The 16346-nt window shown below is 66.9% G+C and carries 12 protein-coding genes; 8 read left to right on the top strand and 4 right to left on the bottom strand.

Features of this window, described 5'->3' with window-relative positions; all coding sequences use genetic code 11:
• Positions 1-54: 54 nt before the first annotated feature.
• From IC40_RS0115485 to IC40_RS0115465, 5 genes are read left to right on the top strand one after another with little or no spacing between them, the layout of a single operon-like run.
• Positions 55-1515: a condensation domain-containing protein gene (locus IC40_RS0115485; RefSeq protein WP_030135616.1), complete on the top strand. Its 1461-nt coding sequence runs from the start codon at positions 55-57 to the stop codon at positions 1513-1515.
• 31 nt (positions 1516-1546) lie between these two features.
• Positions 1547-2911 (top strand): condensation domain-containing protein, encoded by a 1365-nt coding sequence (locus tag IC40_RS0115480; protein ID WP_030135615.1) that lies wholly within the window; start codon positions 1547-1549, stop codon positions 2909-2911.
• A gap of 14 nt (positions 2912-2925) precedes the next feature.
• Complete coding sequence (locus tag IC40_RS0115475) at positions 2926-4284, top strand: WS/DGAT/MGAT family O-acyltransferase (RefSeq protein ID WP_030135614.1); 1359 nt, start codon at positions 2926-2928, stop codon at positions 4282-4284.
• 50 nt (positions 4285-4334) lie between these two features.
• Positions 4335-6092, top strand: coding sequence for an AMP-binding protein (locus IC40_RS0115470; RefSeq protein WP_030135613.1), 1758 nt, complete (start codon positions 4335-4337; stop codon positions 6090-6092).
• Between the two features lie 3 nt (positions 6093-6095).
• Positions 6096-7427: a hypothetical protein gene (locus IC40_RS0115465; protein WP_030135612.1), complete on the top strand. Its 1332-nt coding sequence runs from the start codon at positions 6096-6098 to the stop codon at positions 7425-7427.
• A 12-nt stretch (positions 7428-7439) separates the two neighbouring features.
• Here the strand turns inward: IC40_RS0115465 and IC40_RS0115460 are convergent, their stop codons facing one another.
• On the bottom strand, positions 7440-8210 hold the full coding sequence (locus tag IC40_RS0115460; RefSeq protein ID WP_030135611.1) for a GAP family protein: 771 nt from the start codon (positions 8208-8210) through the stop codon (positions 7440-7442).
• Between the two features lie 43 nt (positions 8211-8253).
• Complete coding sequence (locus IC40_RS0115455; protein ID WP_030135610.1) at positions 8254-9525, bottom strand: glycosyltransferase; 1272 nt, start codon at positions 9523-9525, stop codon at positions 8254-8256.
• A 108-nt stretch (positions 9526-9633) separates the two neighbouring features.
• On the opposite strand from IC40_RS0115455, the gene IC40_RS0115450 reads away from it, so the two are divergent.
• A complete protein-coding gene (locus tag IC40_RS0115450) occupies positions 9634-10869 on the top strand; it encodes an Rv1490 family membrane protein (RefSeq protein WP_030135609.1) in 1236 nt (411 codons plus the stop codon).
• A gap of 9 nt (positions 10870-10878) precedes the next feature.
• Here the strand turns inward: IC40_RS0115450 and IC40_RS0115445 are convergent, their stop codons facing one another.
• Positions 10879-11613, bottom strand: a complete 735-nt coding sequence (locus tag IC40_RS0115445) for a hypothetical protein (protein ID WP_030135608.1) — start codon at positions 11611-11613, stop codon at positions 10879-10881.
• An 88-nt stretch (positions 11614-11701) separates the two neighbouring features.
• Entirely contained in the window at positions 11702-12079 is a 378-nt protein-coding gene (locus tag IC40_RS0115440) for a hypothetical protein (protein ID WP_030135607.1), read from the bottom strand.
• Positions 12080-12213: 134 nt separating this feature from the next.
• Between IC40_RS0115440 and IC40_RS0115435 the strand changes: the two genes are divergently transcribed.
• Positions 12214-12942 carry a hypothetical protein gene (locus IC40_RS0115435; RefSeq protein WP_051644352.1) on the top strand — a complete coding sequence of 243 codons (729 nt, stop codon included), beginning with the start codon at positions 12214-12216 and terminating at the stop codon, positions 12940-12942.
• Positions 12943-13173: 231 nt separating this feature from the next.
• Positions 13174-16341: an isoleucine--tRNA ligase gene (gene ileS / locus IC40_RS0115430; protein ID WP_030135605.1), complete on the top strand. Its 3168-nt coding sequence runs from the start codon at positions 13174-13176 to the stop codon at positions 16339-16341.
• Positions 16342-16346: the final 5 nt, after the last annotated feature.

The following is a 16346-nucleotide window of genomic DNA, read 5'->3' as shown; positions in this document are numbered from 1 at the left end:
TCGTGCAACGTCGCTCGAACCCCGATCCGACGTCGTCGAAGCAGGAGACAGATTGTGGTAGCGATGAAACCGATCCATGACTGGGTCGGCGAACCAGGTGCCGTGATTTCCTGGCACCCCTCACGGTCGACCCTGGCCAAGGTCAAGGACGCCCCGGTCAGCGATGTCCCGGTCAGCTACCAGCAGGCACAGCACCTGCTGGCCTACCGCAAGCATTCCGCCGCGGGCACCGACATGGCCAGGCTGAACATCCCGTCCTGGGATATCCCAGGACGTTGTGACGTCCGTGCCATGACCCATGTCATCAACGCGTACCTGCGCAGGCACGACACGTTCCACAGCTGGTTCGAGTACCTTCCTGGACCGGACGGCGCCGCGGGCGAGATCGTGCGTCACACGCTCACCAATCCCCGCGATATCAAGTTCGTCGCCACCGAGCAGGGGGAGATGACGGCCCAGCAGTGGCGCGACCACATCCTGGCCACCGCCAGCCCGTGGGAATGGGACTGCTTCCACGTCGGCGTGATCCAGCGGGCCGACCACTTCACGGTGTACATCAGCGTCGACCATGTGCACACCGATGCCATGTTCATGGGTCTGGCCTTCGTCGAGATCCACATGATGTACAACGCCCTGGTCGAGGGCGCAGCGCCGCTCAAGCTGCCCGAGCCGGGCAGTTATGACACCTACTGCCGCGAACAGCACGAGTACGTCTCGGCGCTGACCACGGACTCGCCGGAGGTGGCCGGGTGGATCGACTTCCTGCAGAGCAGCGGCGGCTCGTTGCCGACGTTCCCGCTGCCGCTGGGTGACCCCTCGGTCGCCTACACCGGTGATGTCATCACGCTGAAGCTGCTGGACAAGGATCAGGGCGACCGGTTCGAGGCCATCTGCATCGCGGCCGGCGCGCGTTTCAGCGGCGGGGTGTTCGCCTGCGGTGCGATCGCACATGCCGCGCTGACCGGTGACGACGTCTACCGCGTCATCACCCCGACCACGACCCGGCGTACGCCCGCGGAGTTCATGACCACCGGCTGGTTCACCGGCCTGGTGCCGATCACGGTCCCGGTGGACACTGCGACCTTCGGTAACACCGCCCGCGCCGCGCAGGAGTCCTTCGACGGTGGTCTGGACCTGGCCCACGTGCCTGTCGAGCGGGTACTGGAGCTCGGTGCGGAATCGCACGGGCTGCGCGCTCCCAACGGTGGTGTGCCGATGCTGTCCTACCTCGACGTCGGCCTGCTCTCGCCCGGTGTGATCGCCGAGTGGCAGCGGCTCAACGGCACCATCTGGAGCGACTCGCGCGCCGCCTATCAGGTGGGGATGTGGGTCAACCGGGTCGAACACGAGACCACGGTGACCGCGGCGTTCCCGGCCAATCCGATCGCCCGCGAATCGGTCCTGCGCTATCTGGAGGCGATGAAGGCCGTGTACGTCAGCGTCGTCGAAGGCCGCGATCTCGCGGTCCTGCCGATCGGTGCCGACGCCGCGGGCCTGAATCTCAAGACGGCCTGATCGCCCTGTTCGCATCGGAGGTGTCGACGCGATGAGTCGTGCCGCCACACGGCCGGCGCAGCGGGACGACCGGATCGATTTCACCGATCAGGCGATGTTCCTCGGCCTGCGTGCCACCGGCCAGGAAGCCGTCATGCAGATCGTGTGGATCTACGAGCGTCCCGTCGATCTCGACGCCATCCGCGGGTTCCACCAACACATCGGGTACGGGCTGCTCGGCAGGCGGATCGAACGGTCCGCGCTGCCTTTCGGTCGGCACCGCTGGGTGTCGGCACTGGGCCCGCAGTCCGAGCTCGATTTCGCGGCACCGCGTCCGCGCGCCGAGCTCGGCCGCTGGATCGATGAGCGGTCGACCATGCCGCTGGATCCGGAGTACGGACCCGCCTGGCATGTCGGTGTGCTGCCCATGAGCGACGGGTCGACCGCGGTCAGCATCGTCATCTCGCACTGTGTCAGCGATGGTGGCGGTGCGCTGGCGGCCATGGTGAACGCGATTCATCGCCGTCGCCTGGATTTCGGCTACCCGCCACCGAAGTCGCGCACCCGGGCCGCGGCGTTGCGCGCCGATCTGCGCGACACCGTGCGCGGACTCCCCGAGGTGGGTCGCACGCTCGTCGAGGCCGCCCGCCAGGCGCTACGCCGACGCGACGAGCTGACCGCGTCCGGTGCCACCAAACCCGTGGTCACTGGCCCCGATCACCAGGTCTTCACCCCCTCGGCGACGGTCCGTGTCGCGCTCTCCGACTGGGACCGCCGCGCCGGCGAACTCGGTGGCAACGGTCATTCGCTGGTCGCCGGGTTCGTCGCCAAACTCGCCGAACAGATCGGTCGGGTGGGCCCCGACGGCATGGTGACCCTCAACATTCCGCAGGGTGACCGCAGGCCCGGTGACGACGACACGCGCGCCAACGCGGTGATCCTGGTCAACCTGGCCATCGACCCGGCCAAGGTCACCGTCGACCTCGCCGACGCGCGTGCGGCCCTGCGGGAGGGTCTGCGGGTGGCCCGTGAGGTGCCCAACGACGATCTCAAGCTGCTCCCGTTGACCCCGTTCATCCCGAAACGAGTGGTGCGCACGATGGCCGACGTGGCCTTCGGCTTCTCCACCGAACTTCCGGTGTCGTGCTCGAACATGGGTGATGTGCCCCCGGACCTGCCGAACATCGACGGCACCCCGGCCGATGTCGTCTTCCTGCGCGGTATCGACCGGGTGGCCACCCGGCACGCGTTGGAGCAGCGGTGTGGGCTGCTCACCGTGGTGGCCGGCCGGATCAACGGTGCCGAGGTGCTGACGTTCGCCGCGTACGCGCCGGGCGCACCGAACACCACCGCATGGTTGCGGACCGAATTGGACAAGACGCTGGCCGCATTCGAGCTGTCCGGTGTGATCGAGTAAAGAGGGGACAGTCTGTGGAGTTCACCAACGGCGACGCCGTGGGCAATCGGCTGACGCTGTGGGACGAGGCGATGGTGCGCGCCAACCGTGCGACCGGCCGGGTGCAGATGATCCAGGTGGTCTGGATCTACGAGCACCCGGTGAACATGGACCAGGTGCGCCGCTTCTACCGCAACTTCGGCTACGGGATGGCGGGCCGCCGGGTCGAACGTTCGCCGTTGCCGTTCGGCAGATACCGGTGGGTGGCGGCCCTCGGACCGGCCGCACCGCTGCACATCAACACCGATCCGCTGCCGCGCGCGGAGATCGGCGACTGGGCAGACCGGTGGGCCCAGGTCACGGTCGATCCGGAGCATGGACCTGGTTGGCAGATGGCCGTGCAGTCGTTCACCGATGGCGTGACAGCCATCTCGATGGTGGGTTCGCACTGCCTCGGCGACGGGGTGGCCGCGCTGCTGGCCGTCGGCACGGCGGTGGCCGGTGCCAACATCGACATCGGGTACCCGCCGCCGCTGTCGCGGCGGACCGGCCGTGCGATCGTCGAGGACCTGCGCGAGACCGTCCGGGAACTCCCGACCATCGCCCGCGCGGCGCGCAAGGCGGTCAAGGTGCTGCGCGCCGGCGCGCAGGAGGCCGGCCCGAAGGCCGCCCCCGTTCGCCGGGCGATCGCCGATCCGCACGAGCGCGTCATCGTGCCCGCCATCACCGCCTACGTCGATCTGGCGGAATGGGACGCCAAGGCCGAGTCCCTCGGCGGCAACGGCTATTCGATGCTGGCCGCGATCTGCGCCAAACTCGGGGAGCGGATGGGCAGGCGCAACCCGGACGGCAACATCTCGCTGCTGATCGCCATCAGCGACCGCACCGCCCAGACCGATGTCCGGGCCAACGCCATGTCGCTGGTGAACGCCAAGATCGATCCGACCGATCTGACCAAGGACCTCAGTGCCACACGCGCCACGCTGCGCACCGCCCTGAAGTCCGCCAAGGACCAGCCCGACGAGATCCTCGAGCTGATGCCGCTGACGCCGCTGGTTCCCAAGCGCCTGGTCAAGAAGGTCGCCGACATCATGATCGCCTCCGACGACAAGCCGGTGGTGTGCTCCAACATGGGTGATCTGCCGTCGATGCTGGCCAGCGTCGACGGCACCGAGGCCGAGTACACATCGTTCTTCGGCATCGACCAGGCCACCCCGCGCGGCGAGCTCGAAAGCGGCGACGGTCAGCTGGTCGTCGTGTCCGGTCGACTCAATGGCAAGGTCATCATCGGCATCGTCGCCTATGAGGCCGGGGCGGAGAACTCGAAGTCCCGGTTGCGCACGCTCACGACCGAGGCGCTCGCCGAATTCGACCTCACCGGCGTGTTCGTTTAATACTGCTTACCGATTGAGCTGGTTCTCGAAAGAGAATTGCCGAGAAAGGCATCACCGTGTCCGACACCAACCTCATCGGCGTGCTGCGCGAACGTGCCAGCCTGCAGCCTGAGGACATCGCGTACACCTTCATGGACTACGACCATGAGTGGGATGGCGTGGCCACCACCCTGACGTGGTCCCAGCTGTACCGCAGGGTCCGCAACCTGGCCTCCGAGATGCGCCAGATCGGTCAGCTCGGCGATCGCGCCGTCATCCTGGCGCCGCAGAGCCTGGAGTACGTGATCGGTTTCCTGGCCTCGTTGGAGGCGGGCATCATCGCGGTGCCGCTGTCGGTGCCGATGGTCGGCCAGCATGACGAGCGGGTGTCCGCCGTGATCAAGGACTCCGCGCCCACGATCATCCTGACCACCTCGTCGGTGGCAGGAGCCGTCGCGGAGTACGCCAAGACCGATGACGGGGCCGCCGCGGCGACGGTCATCGAGGTCGACACCTTGGATCTGGAGGCCCGGCGCAAATCGCTGTCCAGCCGCGAGCAGAAACCCGCGACCGCGTACCTGCAGTACACATCGGGCTCGACGCGCACCCCGGCCGGGGTGATGGTCACCAACCGCAACCTCACCTCGAACTTCGAGCAGATGATGTGTGCGTTCTTCCCCCACTTCGGCAAGGTGCCGCCCCCGGGCGCCCATGTGGTGTCGTGGTTGCCCTTCTACCACGACATGGGTCTGCTGCTCGGCATCGTCGCCCCTGTGCTGGGCGGGTGGAGCACCGTGTTCACCACCCCGCTGTCGTTCCTGGCCCGGCCCGCCCGCTGGATCCAGCTGATGGGCAGTTACCCGCGCGTCGTGACCGGGGGACCGAACTTCGCCTTCGAGCTGGCGGCCGGGCGGACCACCGATGAGGATCTCGACGGTATCGACCTCGGCGATGTGATCGCCGTCTACAGCGGGGCCGAGCGCGTGCACGAGGCCACCCTGAAGCGGTTCTCGCAGAGATTCGCCAAGTTCAACTTCGACGAGGGCGTCATCCGGCCCTCGTACGGCCTGGCCGAGGCGACGTTGTTCGTCGGCACCGGGGTGCCCGGTCCGCCCAGCGTGGTGGCCTTCGACCCGGAGAAGCTGTCCGCCGGGGTTGCCGAGCGAACCACCGACGGCAGCGGCACGAAACTGGTCGGCTACGGCCGTCCGGAGGATCCGGTGGTCCGCATCGTGGATGCGGAGACGCTGGTCGAGGTGCCCGCCGGCGGTATCGGCGAAATCTGGTCCTACGGTGAGAACAACTGCCTCGGCTATTGGGAGAAGCCCGAGCAGACGGCGCACACCTTCGGCGGGACGATCACCAACCCGTCCGAGGGCACTCCGGAGGGACCCTGGTTGCGAACCGGTGATCTCGGTTTCCTCTCCGACGGCGAGCTTTTCATCATCGGCCGGATCAAGGATCTGCTGATCGTGCGCGGCAGCAACCACTATCCCGACGATATCGAGGCCACCATCCAGGAGATCACCGGCGGCCGGGTGGCGGCGATCGCCGTCGACGGGGACCGCAGCGAAGAGCTCGTCGCGATCATCGAGGTCAAGAAGCGCGGTGACTCCGAAGCCGAGGTGGAGGAGAACCTCCTCAACATCAAGCGCTCCGTGGCATCGGCGGTATCGCAGACGCACGGTATTGCCGCAGCCGATCTGGTGCTGGTGCCGCGCGGGGCCATCCCGATCACCACCAGCGGCAAGATCCGCCGCCAATCCTGTGTGCAGAAGTACCGTGACGGCGAGTTCGCGCGCCTCGACGAAAACCTGCAAACGGTGTGACCGGTGGGTGACAACACCCTGGCCTATATCGACCAGGCCTCGTTCCTGGGGCTGCGTGCCCTCGGCCGCGGCCCGATCGTCCAGACGGTCTGGGTGTATGACCGGTCGGTCGACATCGACGGTCTGCGGCGGCTGCGCCGCGAACTGGGCCACGGTCTGCTGGGCAGGCGCATCGAACGATCGGTCCTGCCGTTCGGCAGACACCGGTGGGTGTCCGACACCAGCGCGCCGACGCTCGACCTCTCGGTGCAGGAGATATCCCGCAGCCAGGTGGGGGACTGGGCCAACAGCCGGCTGGCCGTGCCCATCGATCCCGAACGCGGCCCAGGGTGGCGGTTGGCGGTCCAGCCGTTGTCCGATGGTGGTGGCGCGGTCAGCCTGACCGCTTCGCATTCCCTCGTCGACGGGCTCGGGTTCATCGCCGCCGTCACCGATGCCGTCAACGGCGTGCGGCACGATCTGGGTTACCCACCACCCGGATCCCGGCCGCGCCGAAGGGCATTGGCGCAGGATGCCCGGCAGACGTTGGCCGCGATACCGGAGATGGCCGCAGCGGTGGTGGCCTCGGCCCGGGTCGCCAGGGCAGAGCGCGCGGATCTCACGACGTCGATCAAGGCGGCCGGGGACGTGCCGCCCGGTGACGACGTGCCGATGGTCCCGCCGTCGGTGATCACCTTCGTCGATATCGATCAATGGGATGCCTGCGCCAAACGGCTTGGTGGTAGCAGCAATTCGTTGTTCGCCGGACTCGCCACCCGCATCGGTGCCAGGTTGGGCCGGTTGAACCCGGATGGCCGGGCGAACCTGTCCTGGCCGGTGAGCGAGCGTACTGCCGGTGATACCAGGGCCAATGCGCTGGTGTCGGTGTCGATGACGGCCGACCCGGACGAGGTGCTCGGCGACCTGGGCGGGGTCCGTGCTGCCATGCGGCAGGCACTGGCCGAGTCGGAGCAGACCTCGGTGAAACTGACCGGGCCACTGCCGCTCACCCCGTTCACCCCCAAGATCGTCCTGCGGCGGCTGGAGGGCATGGTGCTCGCGGTCAACGATCCGATCGGCTGCTCGAATCTCGGCGAGCCCGAGGACGCGTTCAGCTGTCCCGACGGTACTCCCGCGGATTTCGTGTTGATGCGTGGTGTGGAGCCCAACGTGACCAGCAGGGAGCTCAACCGGATCGGTGGACAGCTCGTGTTGGGCGGAATCCGCGCCAGGGGACGGTTCGGCGTCTCGGTATCGGCCTGGTCGGTGCACGGACCCAATTCGAAAGCTGCGCTGCGCGAACTGGTCTCGGCGGCCTATGCCGACTTCGGACTCACCGGGCTCGTCGAACTCTAGCCGGTTCCGCAGTCACAGCCCGGTGATGCCGAGCCCGATCAGGATGACACCGACGACGGCCACGAAGATACCCGCCTGCTTGCGGGTTCGGCTGCGCACCCAGGCGTTCATCTGCTGCACCCATGTCCGGGTCTTTTCCGGCGCCACGATGAAGCTCAGCATCGGTACCGTCGCGGCCCAGCCGGCCAGCAGCAGGAAGGTCAGCAGCGCCAATCCCTGCTCCAGCGGCGGAGTTTGGGACGCGATGATGATGGCGAGCAGCGCGAAATAGTCGATACTCGGCATCGCCGTCGCGGCGCCGATGGAGGCGGCGAACACCGGTGACTCGCTCTTGAGGAACTGGCGGATCCGGGCCAGGAACCGCGTGCGTCGCCGCGGCGGTGTGGTTTCGGCGACCAGATCGGCGACGTGCTCCTCATGGCTTGCCGCGTGATCGGCTGTACCGTCGGCCGCGCCGGACTCGCCACCGCCGGCGGGGATCTTCTCCTTAGGCCGGAACCGGTCCAGCGGGATCTTCGAGGCCAGCAGGGCGCCGAGCAGTATCAGCACCGCACCGAAGGCGATCTGTAGCGGGGCCGGGTGAATATTGCTGTCGCCCAAGAAACTGCGGTGGAAGACGAACAGGACGGTCAGCCCGACGGTGAGGCTGATGGTCAGCCCGGTGCACTGGAAGACGATCAGGTGCCGAATGGGATGGCGCCTGGTCAGCAGCAGCGCGATCAACCCGAGGCGTGTGGGTTCGATGCTGACGGTGAGGCCGAGCAGCACGACGGTCGTCCACACGAGCGCAAACGGTACCGTTTGGGTTCGTCGTCGGCAACTTGCGTCACCTTCCGGCGCGCGCCTCCTGCTCGAGCAGGTCCGCGGCGGTGCCGACGCTCTCCGAAGCCGGACGCATCCGTCCGGCGAGCAAACGCGCGCGCTCGGCGACTCCCGGTGCCAGCACCGTGCGCAGGTCGGCGAGCAGGGTATCCCGGGTGCTGGCCGAGAAGCGGCGGTATGCGCCGACACCGAGGCGCTCGACCTGTTTGCCCCACAACGGTTGTTCGGCCGCGACCCACAGCACCAGGGTGGGTATCCCGGCGCGCAGGCCGGCCGACGTCGTCCCGGCACCTCCATGGTGGACGACGGCGCGACAGGACGGAAACACCACGGAATGGTTGACCGCGGGCACAACCTTGACCGCATCGGTCGACGTGGTCTCGTCGAACGCCGAGAAACCCGCGCAGATCAACGCGCGCTCGCCCAGTTCGCCGCATACATCACTGATCATGCGCACCGCGTCGGCGGGGGAGTCCAGCGGCATACTGCCGAATCCGAAGTAGACCGGCGGGCTGCCGTCGGCGATCCACGACATCACCTCGTGGTCCACCGCGGTGGTCTTCTGCAACGTCAGGGAGCCGACAAGGGGTCGACGCTCGCCCCATTCGGTTGCCAGCCCGGGAAAGAACACCGGATCGTAGGCCTGGATCTCCAGCGCTCCACCGGAGACGATCCGGGTCACCGGTGAGCTGGTGGCCCGCGGCAGGCCCAGCACCGCGCGCTGGCGTGCCTCCGCCGGTCGCAGCAGCTGCCAGTGCATCCAGGCTCCGGCCGAATACCCCGCGGTGACCACCGCCTTCGGGACCCGCGCCGGCAATAGTTGCCGGTTGGCGCGCACCGGGAAGTAGTGCACCTCGGCAAGCGGGAGACCACGGGCCTCAGCGATATTGCCTGCGATCTCCTGATAGGCGGTACCGGTGACGAGCAGATCCGCGTCGGTGGCCATGGCCAGCAGCAGCTCGCTCATCTCGTCCCAGCCGCGGGTGGCCGCAGCCCTGGCTCTGCGCACCGCGTCGAGCGGATTGCCCAGCCGCATCCAGTCCGCCGGTCCGGCTGCGGTGAGCGCGTCGGGGCGCTCGAAGACGTCGCCCTCGAGTTGCTGCTGGGAATCGGGGCCATAGCCGACGGCGGACAGGCCGACCGATTCGACGAAGTCGACCAAATTCGGTGGCACCGCCATCGGCACCTCATGCCCGCGGCGCTGGAGTTCAAGGGCCACGGCCGCACACGGTTCGACGTCGCCGCGGGTGCCGTGGATGGTGATCGCGATCTTCATCGGTCACCGTCGTCGAGCGGCGCACCGTGGCATCCGGCCGGCACGCCGACAGACTATATACTCGCCGCGTCAGGCGGCACGGGCCGCCACAATTTCAGAAGGGGCCAGATGACGAGCAGCGCGGTCAGCACGGGCCCCAGCCGCCGCTACTACGTGACATTCGGTGTTCTCCTGCTCGCCTGGGCCACCGTGCTGGTATTGGTCGCGGCGAGGTTCGTCCCGGACGGCTACTGGTACTCCTACTTCTCCGTCGACTACTCACAGGGCTTCATCCGGCGCGGTCTGGCCGGCGAGATCGTCAATCTCTTCCCCGACGAGCGGTACTTCGGTGCGCTGGCGGTGCTGCGCTGGATTCCGACGGTGCTCTTTGCCCTCGGTCTTGCCGCGGTCGCGTGGTTCGTCGCGGTGCGCAGCGGCCGATCGGATCGCAGGTGGTTGCTGGCGCTCCTGATTCCCGTGTTGCCCTTCGGTTTTGCCTTCGGGGTTTTCTCGGCGCGCACCGATCTGCTCGGTGCCGCGGCGCTGGCCCTGTTCGCGGTCGCCCTGGCTGTGGTCACCACCCGTCGCGCGGTGATCGTCATCTCGGCGCTGTACGGGGCGGTCACGGTGGTGCTGACGCTGATCCACGAGGCGACCGTGTTCCTGTTCGGGCTCGGTGCGATCGTGGCGCTGGTGGTGCTGGCCGGATCCCTCGGGAGCGGTGCGTTGCGGCTGTGTGCGGCGCTGGCCCTGGGGCCCGGCATCGTGACGGCGCTGGTGGTGTCGTTGTTCGGTGCCCGCGGACGATCGGCGGCGCTGTGCGAGGTGGTGCCGCACGGCGCGATGAACCATCCGCTGGCCGGGAATCCGACTCCCGGTCAGCTGCTGCGCGGGTTCCGCTACGAGGTCGACTATCACGACTGGATGTGCCGGGCCATCCTGCCGTTGTTCGACCAGAGCTTCGGTGACGCGCTCGGTTTCGTCGCCAGTATCGGCGTGGTTGCGCTGGTGGGGTCGACCATCTATGGCGTCGTGGTGCTGGCCGTGTCGATGGGTCTCATCGCCGAGGTGTCCGGCGTTTCGGTGGCGCGGTTCCGCGACGCCTTGTCGGGGCAGCGCGTCGCGGTCGCGGTCGGGCTCGTACTGATCCTGCCGGTGTTCCTCACCGGTGTGGACTGGATTCGCTGGTGGGTCATCATCGCCTACGACCTCGCCATCGTGTTCCTGCTGTTCGCGAGTCGCGGCGCAGAGATCGATCAGCCCCCGACGCCGCGTTCGGTGAAGGTGCTGACGGTGCTGGCTTTGGTCCTGGCGTTGGTGCCGATCGGCATCATCCCGGGGTTCGGTGCGCCGGTACCGATGTGAGGCCAGGCCTCAGCGGTTGGCCTTGCTGAACCATTTCGTCTTGATGCGCCAGGAATGTGCCGACGAGATCGCGAACCCGGCGCCGCATCCGCAGGCGAAGATCCACACCAGTACACCGCGTTCGAGATCGAGGGCCGCCGGCCAGATGGCGGTGGCGATGCGGATCATGCACGCGATGATTCCGCTGGCGCAGGCGGCCAGGTAGATGTTGGCGACGCGGCGCGAGCGCGGATCCTTGCGCAGCACCAGCAGTGCGCGCGCACCGTAGACCAGCAGGTAGATCAGCAGTCCGCAGAGCATCGTCCAGTACGCGGCCAGCCACCCGTCGGTGGGCGAGGCGAAGAAATCGCGGGCATAGACGTCGTGGGCGCTGCTCATGGCGAACGTGGCCAGCAACAGCGGGATGCAGAGCGTGGCGGGATATTCGACGTATTGCTTGAAGGCACGTTGCATGGAGTGGTCGTCCTGCAAACGGCCCAGCGCGTTGTAGACGATGGCCGATGCGGCCACGATGTACATATCGTGGCCGATGAAATCTTCCAGATTCCACATCCCGGTCCACGAGTGCAGGACCCTGCCGATGGTCTCGGAGGCCCACGGTGACATCAGCAGGATGGCGCCGCCCTGGAGTGCGATGTTGAGGGTGGCGGCCACCTCCCAGCGACACGACCAGGTGACGCGGCGAATCCACAGACTCCACGCGATACACATCAGCGTGATCGCGATCAGTGCGGTGATTTCCATCGTGGTGCGCCTTTACGGATGTAGAAAGCGGCCGTAGAAACCGGTATCGCGTGTGCGATACCGGATAACTGCCAGCAAATTCTAACCGTTAGAGGGGCGGCGCGTCGCTACGTGGCCGTAATTCGGAGATCTTTTTCGGGCGGGCGTGTTGCTGGGTGGCGGTCTGCTCACGGACGGACTCGGCCACCGCGGTGACGGTGAACGGCGTGGACTCGATGTAGTTCCACACCTCTTGCCTGCTCATCAGGCCGAAGCGGATCTGCAGGTCGGGATAACTCAGCGCAAACCGGTCGGCGATGCGCCGCAGTTCCTCGGCGTCGGGGTAGCTGGCCTCTTTGATCCGGCGGTAATAGGTGCTGCTGGAGATGTCCAATGCGTCATAGATGTCCTTGGCTTCGACATCCCCGTCCAGCAGGTAATCAAGCAGGGCTTTCAGTTGGCGGCCGTTCTCATCTGTACGGGGCACCCGTCGACAATAACCCTTTCCCATTGCTGAGGGCCAGCAACCGTTCGGTGGACATATGGCCACTAATTGACAGGGGTGTCAGACTTTCGGGAGTGATGTCCCATTTCTGGGAATTCGGCTGTAGTCTCTGCCACATGGTTGCTCCGCTGTTCCAGGACCGAGTTCACGCCGATGTTCTCGCCGCTGATGTTCTCGCTGCGCCCGCCGCATCAGGGTTCTCGACGTCGCTGCCCTCGCTGCCCTCGACGCCCGATATCTCCACCGCCGGTTTCGAACTGGTCGTCGGTCAGGCGCGCGATATCGCGGCGACGCTGACGCTGACGGACTATGACGCCGACGGACTGCCCGCCGAATCGGATCTTCACCGTGTCGGCCTGGAATTGCCGCCGGTGCTGAGCGCCGAACTCGACGGTGCCGCGGCCCACCTGGGCATCCTGAACGGCAAGATCCTGATCGCCGCCCTCGGCAGGGCCGTGGCGCGCACCATCGGGCGCGGTGTCCTGGCCGTGGACGTCGACGCGCACATCATCGCCCTCGATTGCGTGATGCCCGCGGAGTTGGATGCGACCGAGATGATCGCGCATGTCTGCTCGGCGCTGGTCGGTTCGACCGGGCGGCAGCACGAGCAGCCGCTGGCCGATCTGTCGTTCCGATGTGCCGGACCCGTCTCCGCCGACGAGCCGTTGGCCGGGCATGCGCTGGAACTGCGCGCCTATCGCTGCAACGGGCTGGTGCAGATCGACTTCTGGTACGACGCACGCCGCTTCGAGGCGTACACCATCGAAGAGCTGGCCGAGCAGTTCCCGCAGGCGCTCATCGAGATCACCTCGGAGGCGGTCCCGGAGGAGATCGACGCCGCCTGAGCGTTAGACTCCGTAGTCAACGACGCAGATCCGGCCATCACCGGGGAGTCTCCGGAAGAACGGGCAGGATCCACCGTGGTCCCGTCCCAGTAGAACCGGACGGTGGGGCCCGTCATCGCCCGTAGTTGAGCGGCAGATCCGCGTGGTCTGCAAGCGGGGTGGTACCGCGGGCTCGCGCACCGGCGCGATGTTCGTCCCCGTGCCTGAATCGTTGGGCACACAGGAGACGCAGTGACCGCTGACCCGAAATCGGCCGCTTACCCCAAGCCGGCCGCGGGAACCCCCAATTTCCCGGCGCTGGAAGCCGAGGTCCTCGATTACTGGGGTGCCGACGACACCTTCCGGGCCAGCATCGCGCGCCGGGACGGCGCCCCGGAGTACGTGTTCTACGACGGTCCGCCGTTCGCCAACGGCCTTCCGCATTACGGCCACCTGCTCACCGGCTACGTCAAGGACATCGTCCCGCGCTACCGCACCATGCGCGGATACAAGGTGGACCGGCGGTTCGGTTGGGACACCCACGGCCTACCCGCCGAGCTGGAGGTGCAGCGCCAGCTCGGGATCACCGACAAGAACCAGATCGAAGAGCTCGGCATCGAGAAGTTCAACGACGCCTGCCGCGCCTCGGTGATGAAGTACGCCGGCGAATGGCGCGCCTACGTCACCCGCCAGGCCCGCTGGGTCGACTTCGACAACGACTACAAGACGATGGATCTGGACTTCATGGAGTCCACCATCTGGGCGTTCAAACAGTTGTGGGACAAGGGTCTTGCCTATCAGGGCAACCGCGTGCTGCCGTACTGCTGGAACGACGAGACCCCGTTGTCCAACCACGAGCTGCGGATGGACGATGACGTCTACCAGAGTCGCCAGGACCCCGCGCTGACGGTGGGATTCAAGGCCGTCGACGGTCCGGCCGCCGGCGCCTACCTGCTGATCTGGACCACCACGCCGTGGACCCTGCCGTCGAACCAGGCGGTGGCGGTCAACCCGGGCGTCTCCTACGTGGTGGTCGACGGCCCCGACGGGCACCGTTTCGTCCTCGCCGAGGCCCGCCTCGGTGCCTATGCCCGGGAACTGGGTGAGGAACCGGTCGTGGTCGCGACCTACCTGGGCGAGCAGTTGCTGGGCACGCGCTACCTGCCCCCGTTCGCGTACTTCGCCGAATCCGAACAGGCGCGCAACTCCTTCCAGGTGCTCGGCGCCGAGTTCGTCAGCACCGAGGACGGCACCGGTCTGGTGCACATGGCGCCCGCCTACGGTGAGGACGACAAGGCGACCGCCGATACCGCCGATATCGTCGCGGTCACCCCGGTGGACTCCAAGGGGCGGTTCGATTCGACCGTGCCCGATTACGCGGGCCTGCAGGTCTTCGAGGCGAACCCGCAGATCATCAAGGATCTGAAGAACGGGACCGGACCGGCCGCGGTGAACGCGCCGGTGCTGCTGCGCCAGGAGACCTATGACCACTCGTACCCGCACTGCTGGCGCTGCCGTAATCCGCTGATCTACCGGGCGGTGTCGTCCTGGTTCGTCAAGGTGACGCAGTTCCGGGACCGGATGGTCGAGCTCAACCAGCAGATCACGTGGTATCCCGAACATGTCAAGGACGGTCAGTTCGGCAAGTGGCTGTCGAACGCCCGCGACTGGTCCATCTCGCGAAACCGCTACTGGGGCACACCGATCCCGGTGTGGGTATCCGACGACCCCGCCTATCCGCGCACCGACGTCTACGGCAGCCTCGACGAGCTCGAGCGCGATTTCGGGGTCCGGCCGGACAACCTGCACCGGCCGTTCATCGACGAGCTGACCCGCCCCAACCCCGATGACCCGACCGGGAAATCGACCATGCGACGTATCGAAGACGTCCTCGACGTCTGGTTCGACTCCGGATCGATGCCGTATGCCCAGGTGCACTACCCGTTCGAGAACCAGAAGTGGTTCGATGGCGTGAGCGGTCCGGACGGCACCGAAGATGCCCATTTCCCCGGCGATTTCATCGTCGAGTACATCGGGCAGACGCGTGGCTGGTTCTACACCATGCATGTGCTCTCCACCGCCCTCTTCGACAGGCCTGCGTTCAAAACCTGTGTCTCGCACGGCATCGTGCTGGGCAACGACGGTCAGAAGATGAGCAAGTCGCTACGCAACTACCCGGACGTGTCCGAGGTGTTCGACCGCGACGGCTCCGATGCCATGCGTTGGTTCCTGATGGCCTCGCCCATCCTGCGCGGCGGCAATCTGATCGTCACCGAGCAGGGCATCCGCGAGGGTGTGCGGCAGGTGCAGTTGCCGTTCTGGAACGCCTACACCTTCTTGACCCTGTACGCACCGGCCAAGGGCACCTGGCGGACCGATTCGACCCATGTGCTGGACCGTTACATCCTGGCCAAGCTCGCTGCCCTGCGCGACGAGTTGACCGCCTCGCTGGACGTCTGCGATATCTCCGGCGCATGTGACCAGCTCCGCCAATTCACCGAGGCGTTGACCAATTGGTATGTGCGACGGTCGCGTTCGCGATTCTGGGAGGAGGACGCCGACGCGATCGACACCCTGCACACGGTGCTGGAGGTGACGGGGCGGTTGGCCGCTCCGCTGTTGCCGCTGGTGTCGGAGGTCATCTGGCGCGGTGTGACGGGACAGCGGTCGGTGCATCTGACGGACTGGCCGTCGGCCGATGAGCTGCCCGCCGATCCCGATCTGGTGGCCGCCATGGACCAGGTGCGTGAGGTCTGCTCGACCGGCTCATCGCTGCGCAAGGCCAAGAAGCTGCGGGTGCGGCTGCCGCTGCCGAAACTGACCGTCGCGGTGCAGAATCCGGACAGCCTGCAGCCGTTCGCGGATCTGATCGCCGACGAGTTGAACGTCAAGGCCGTCGAGCTCAGCGATGAGATCGACACCTACGGCCGGTTCGAGCTGGCGGTCAACGCCCGCGCGGCGGGACCACGGATCGGCAAGGACGTGCAGGCGGCAATCAAGGCGGTCAAGGCCGGTGACGGTGTGCTCAACGCCGACGGCACGCTCACCGCCGGGCCCGCGACCCTGCTTCCGACCGAGTTCACCTCCAAACTCGTTGCCGCCGACGCGGAATGGACCGCGGCATTGCCCGACGGGGCCGGTCTGGTGGTGCTCGACGGAAACGTGACCCCGGAACTGGAAGCCGAAGGGTGGGCCAAGGACCGCATCCGTGAGCTGCAGGAGTTGCGCAAGACCACCGGTCTGGACGTCTCCGACCGCATCTCGGTGCGCATGTCGGTGCCTGCGCAGTTCACCGAATGGGCGGCCGCCCACCGCGATCTGATCGCCGGTGAGATCCTGGCAACAGACTTCGAGTTCGGCGACGTCGCCGACGGCCACGATGTGGGCGAGGGCGTGCTGGTGACCATCGCCAAGGCGTGAGCGTC

Source organism: Mycolicibacterium neoaurum ATCC 25795 (genome assembly GCF_000691525.1).
Taxonomy (GTDB): Bacteria; Actinomycetota; Actinomycetes; order Mycobacteriales; family Mycobacteriaceae; genus Mycobacterium; species Mycobacterium neoaurum.
The sequence above is the reverse complement of the archived record's forward strand: the minus strand, read 5'-3'. Positions and strand labels throughout refer to the sequence as shown.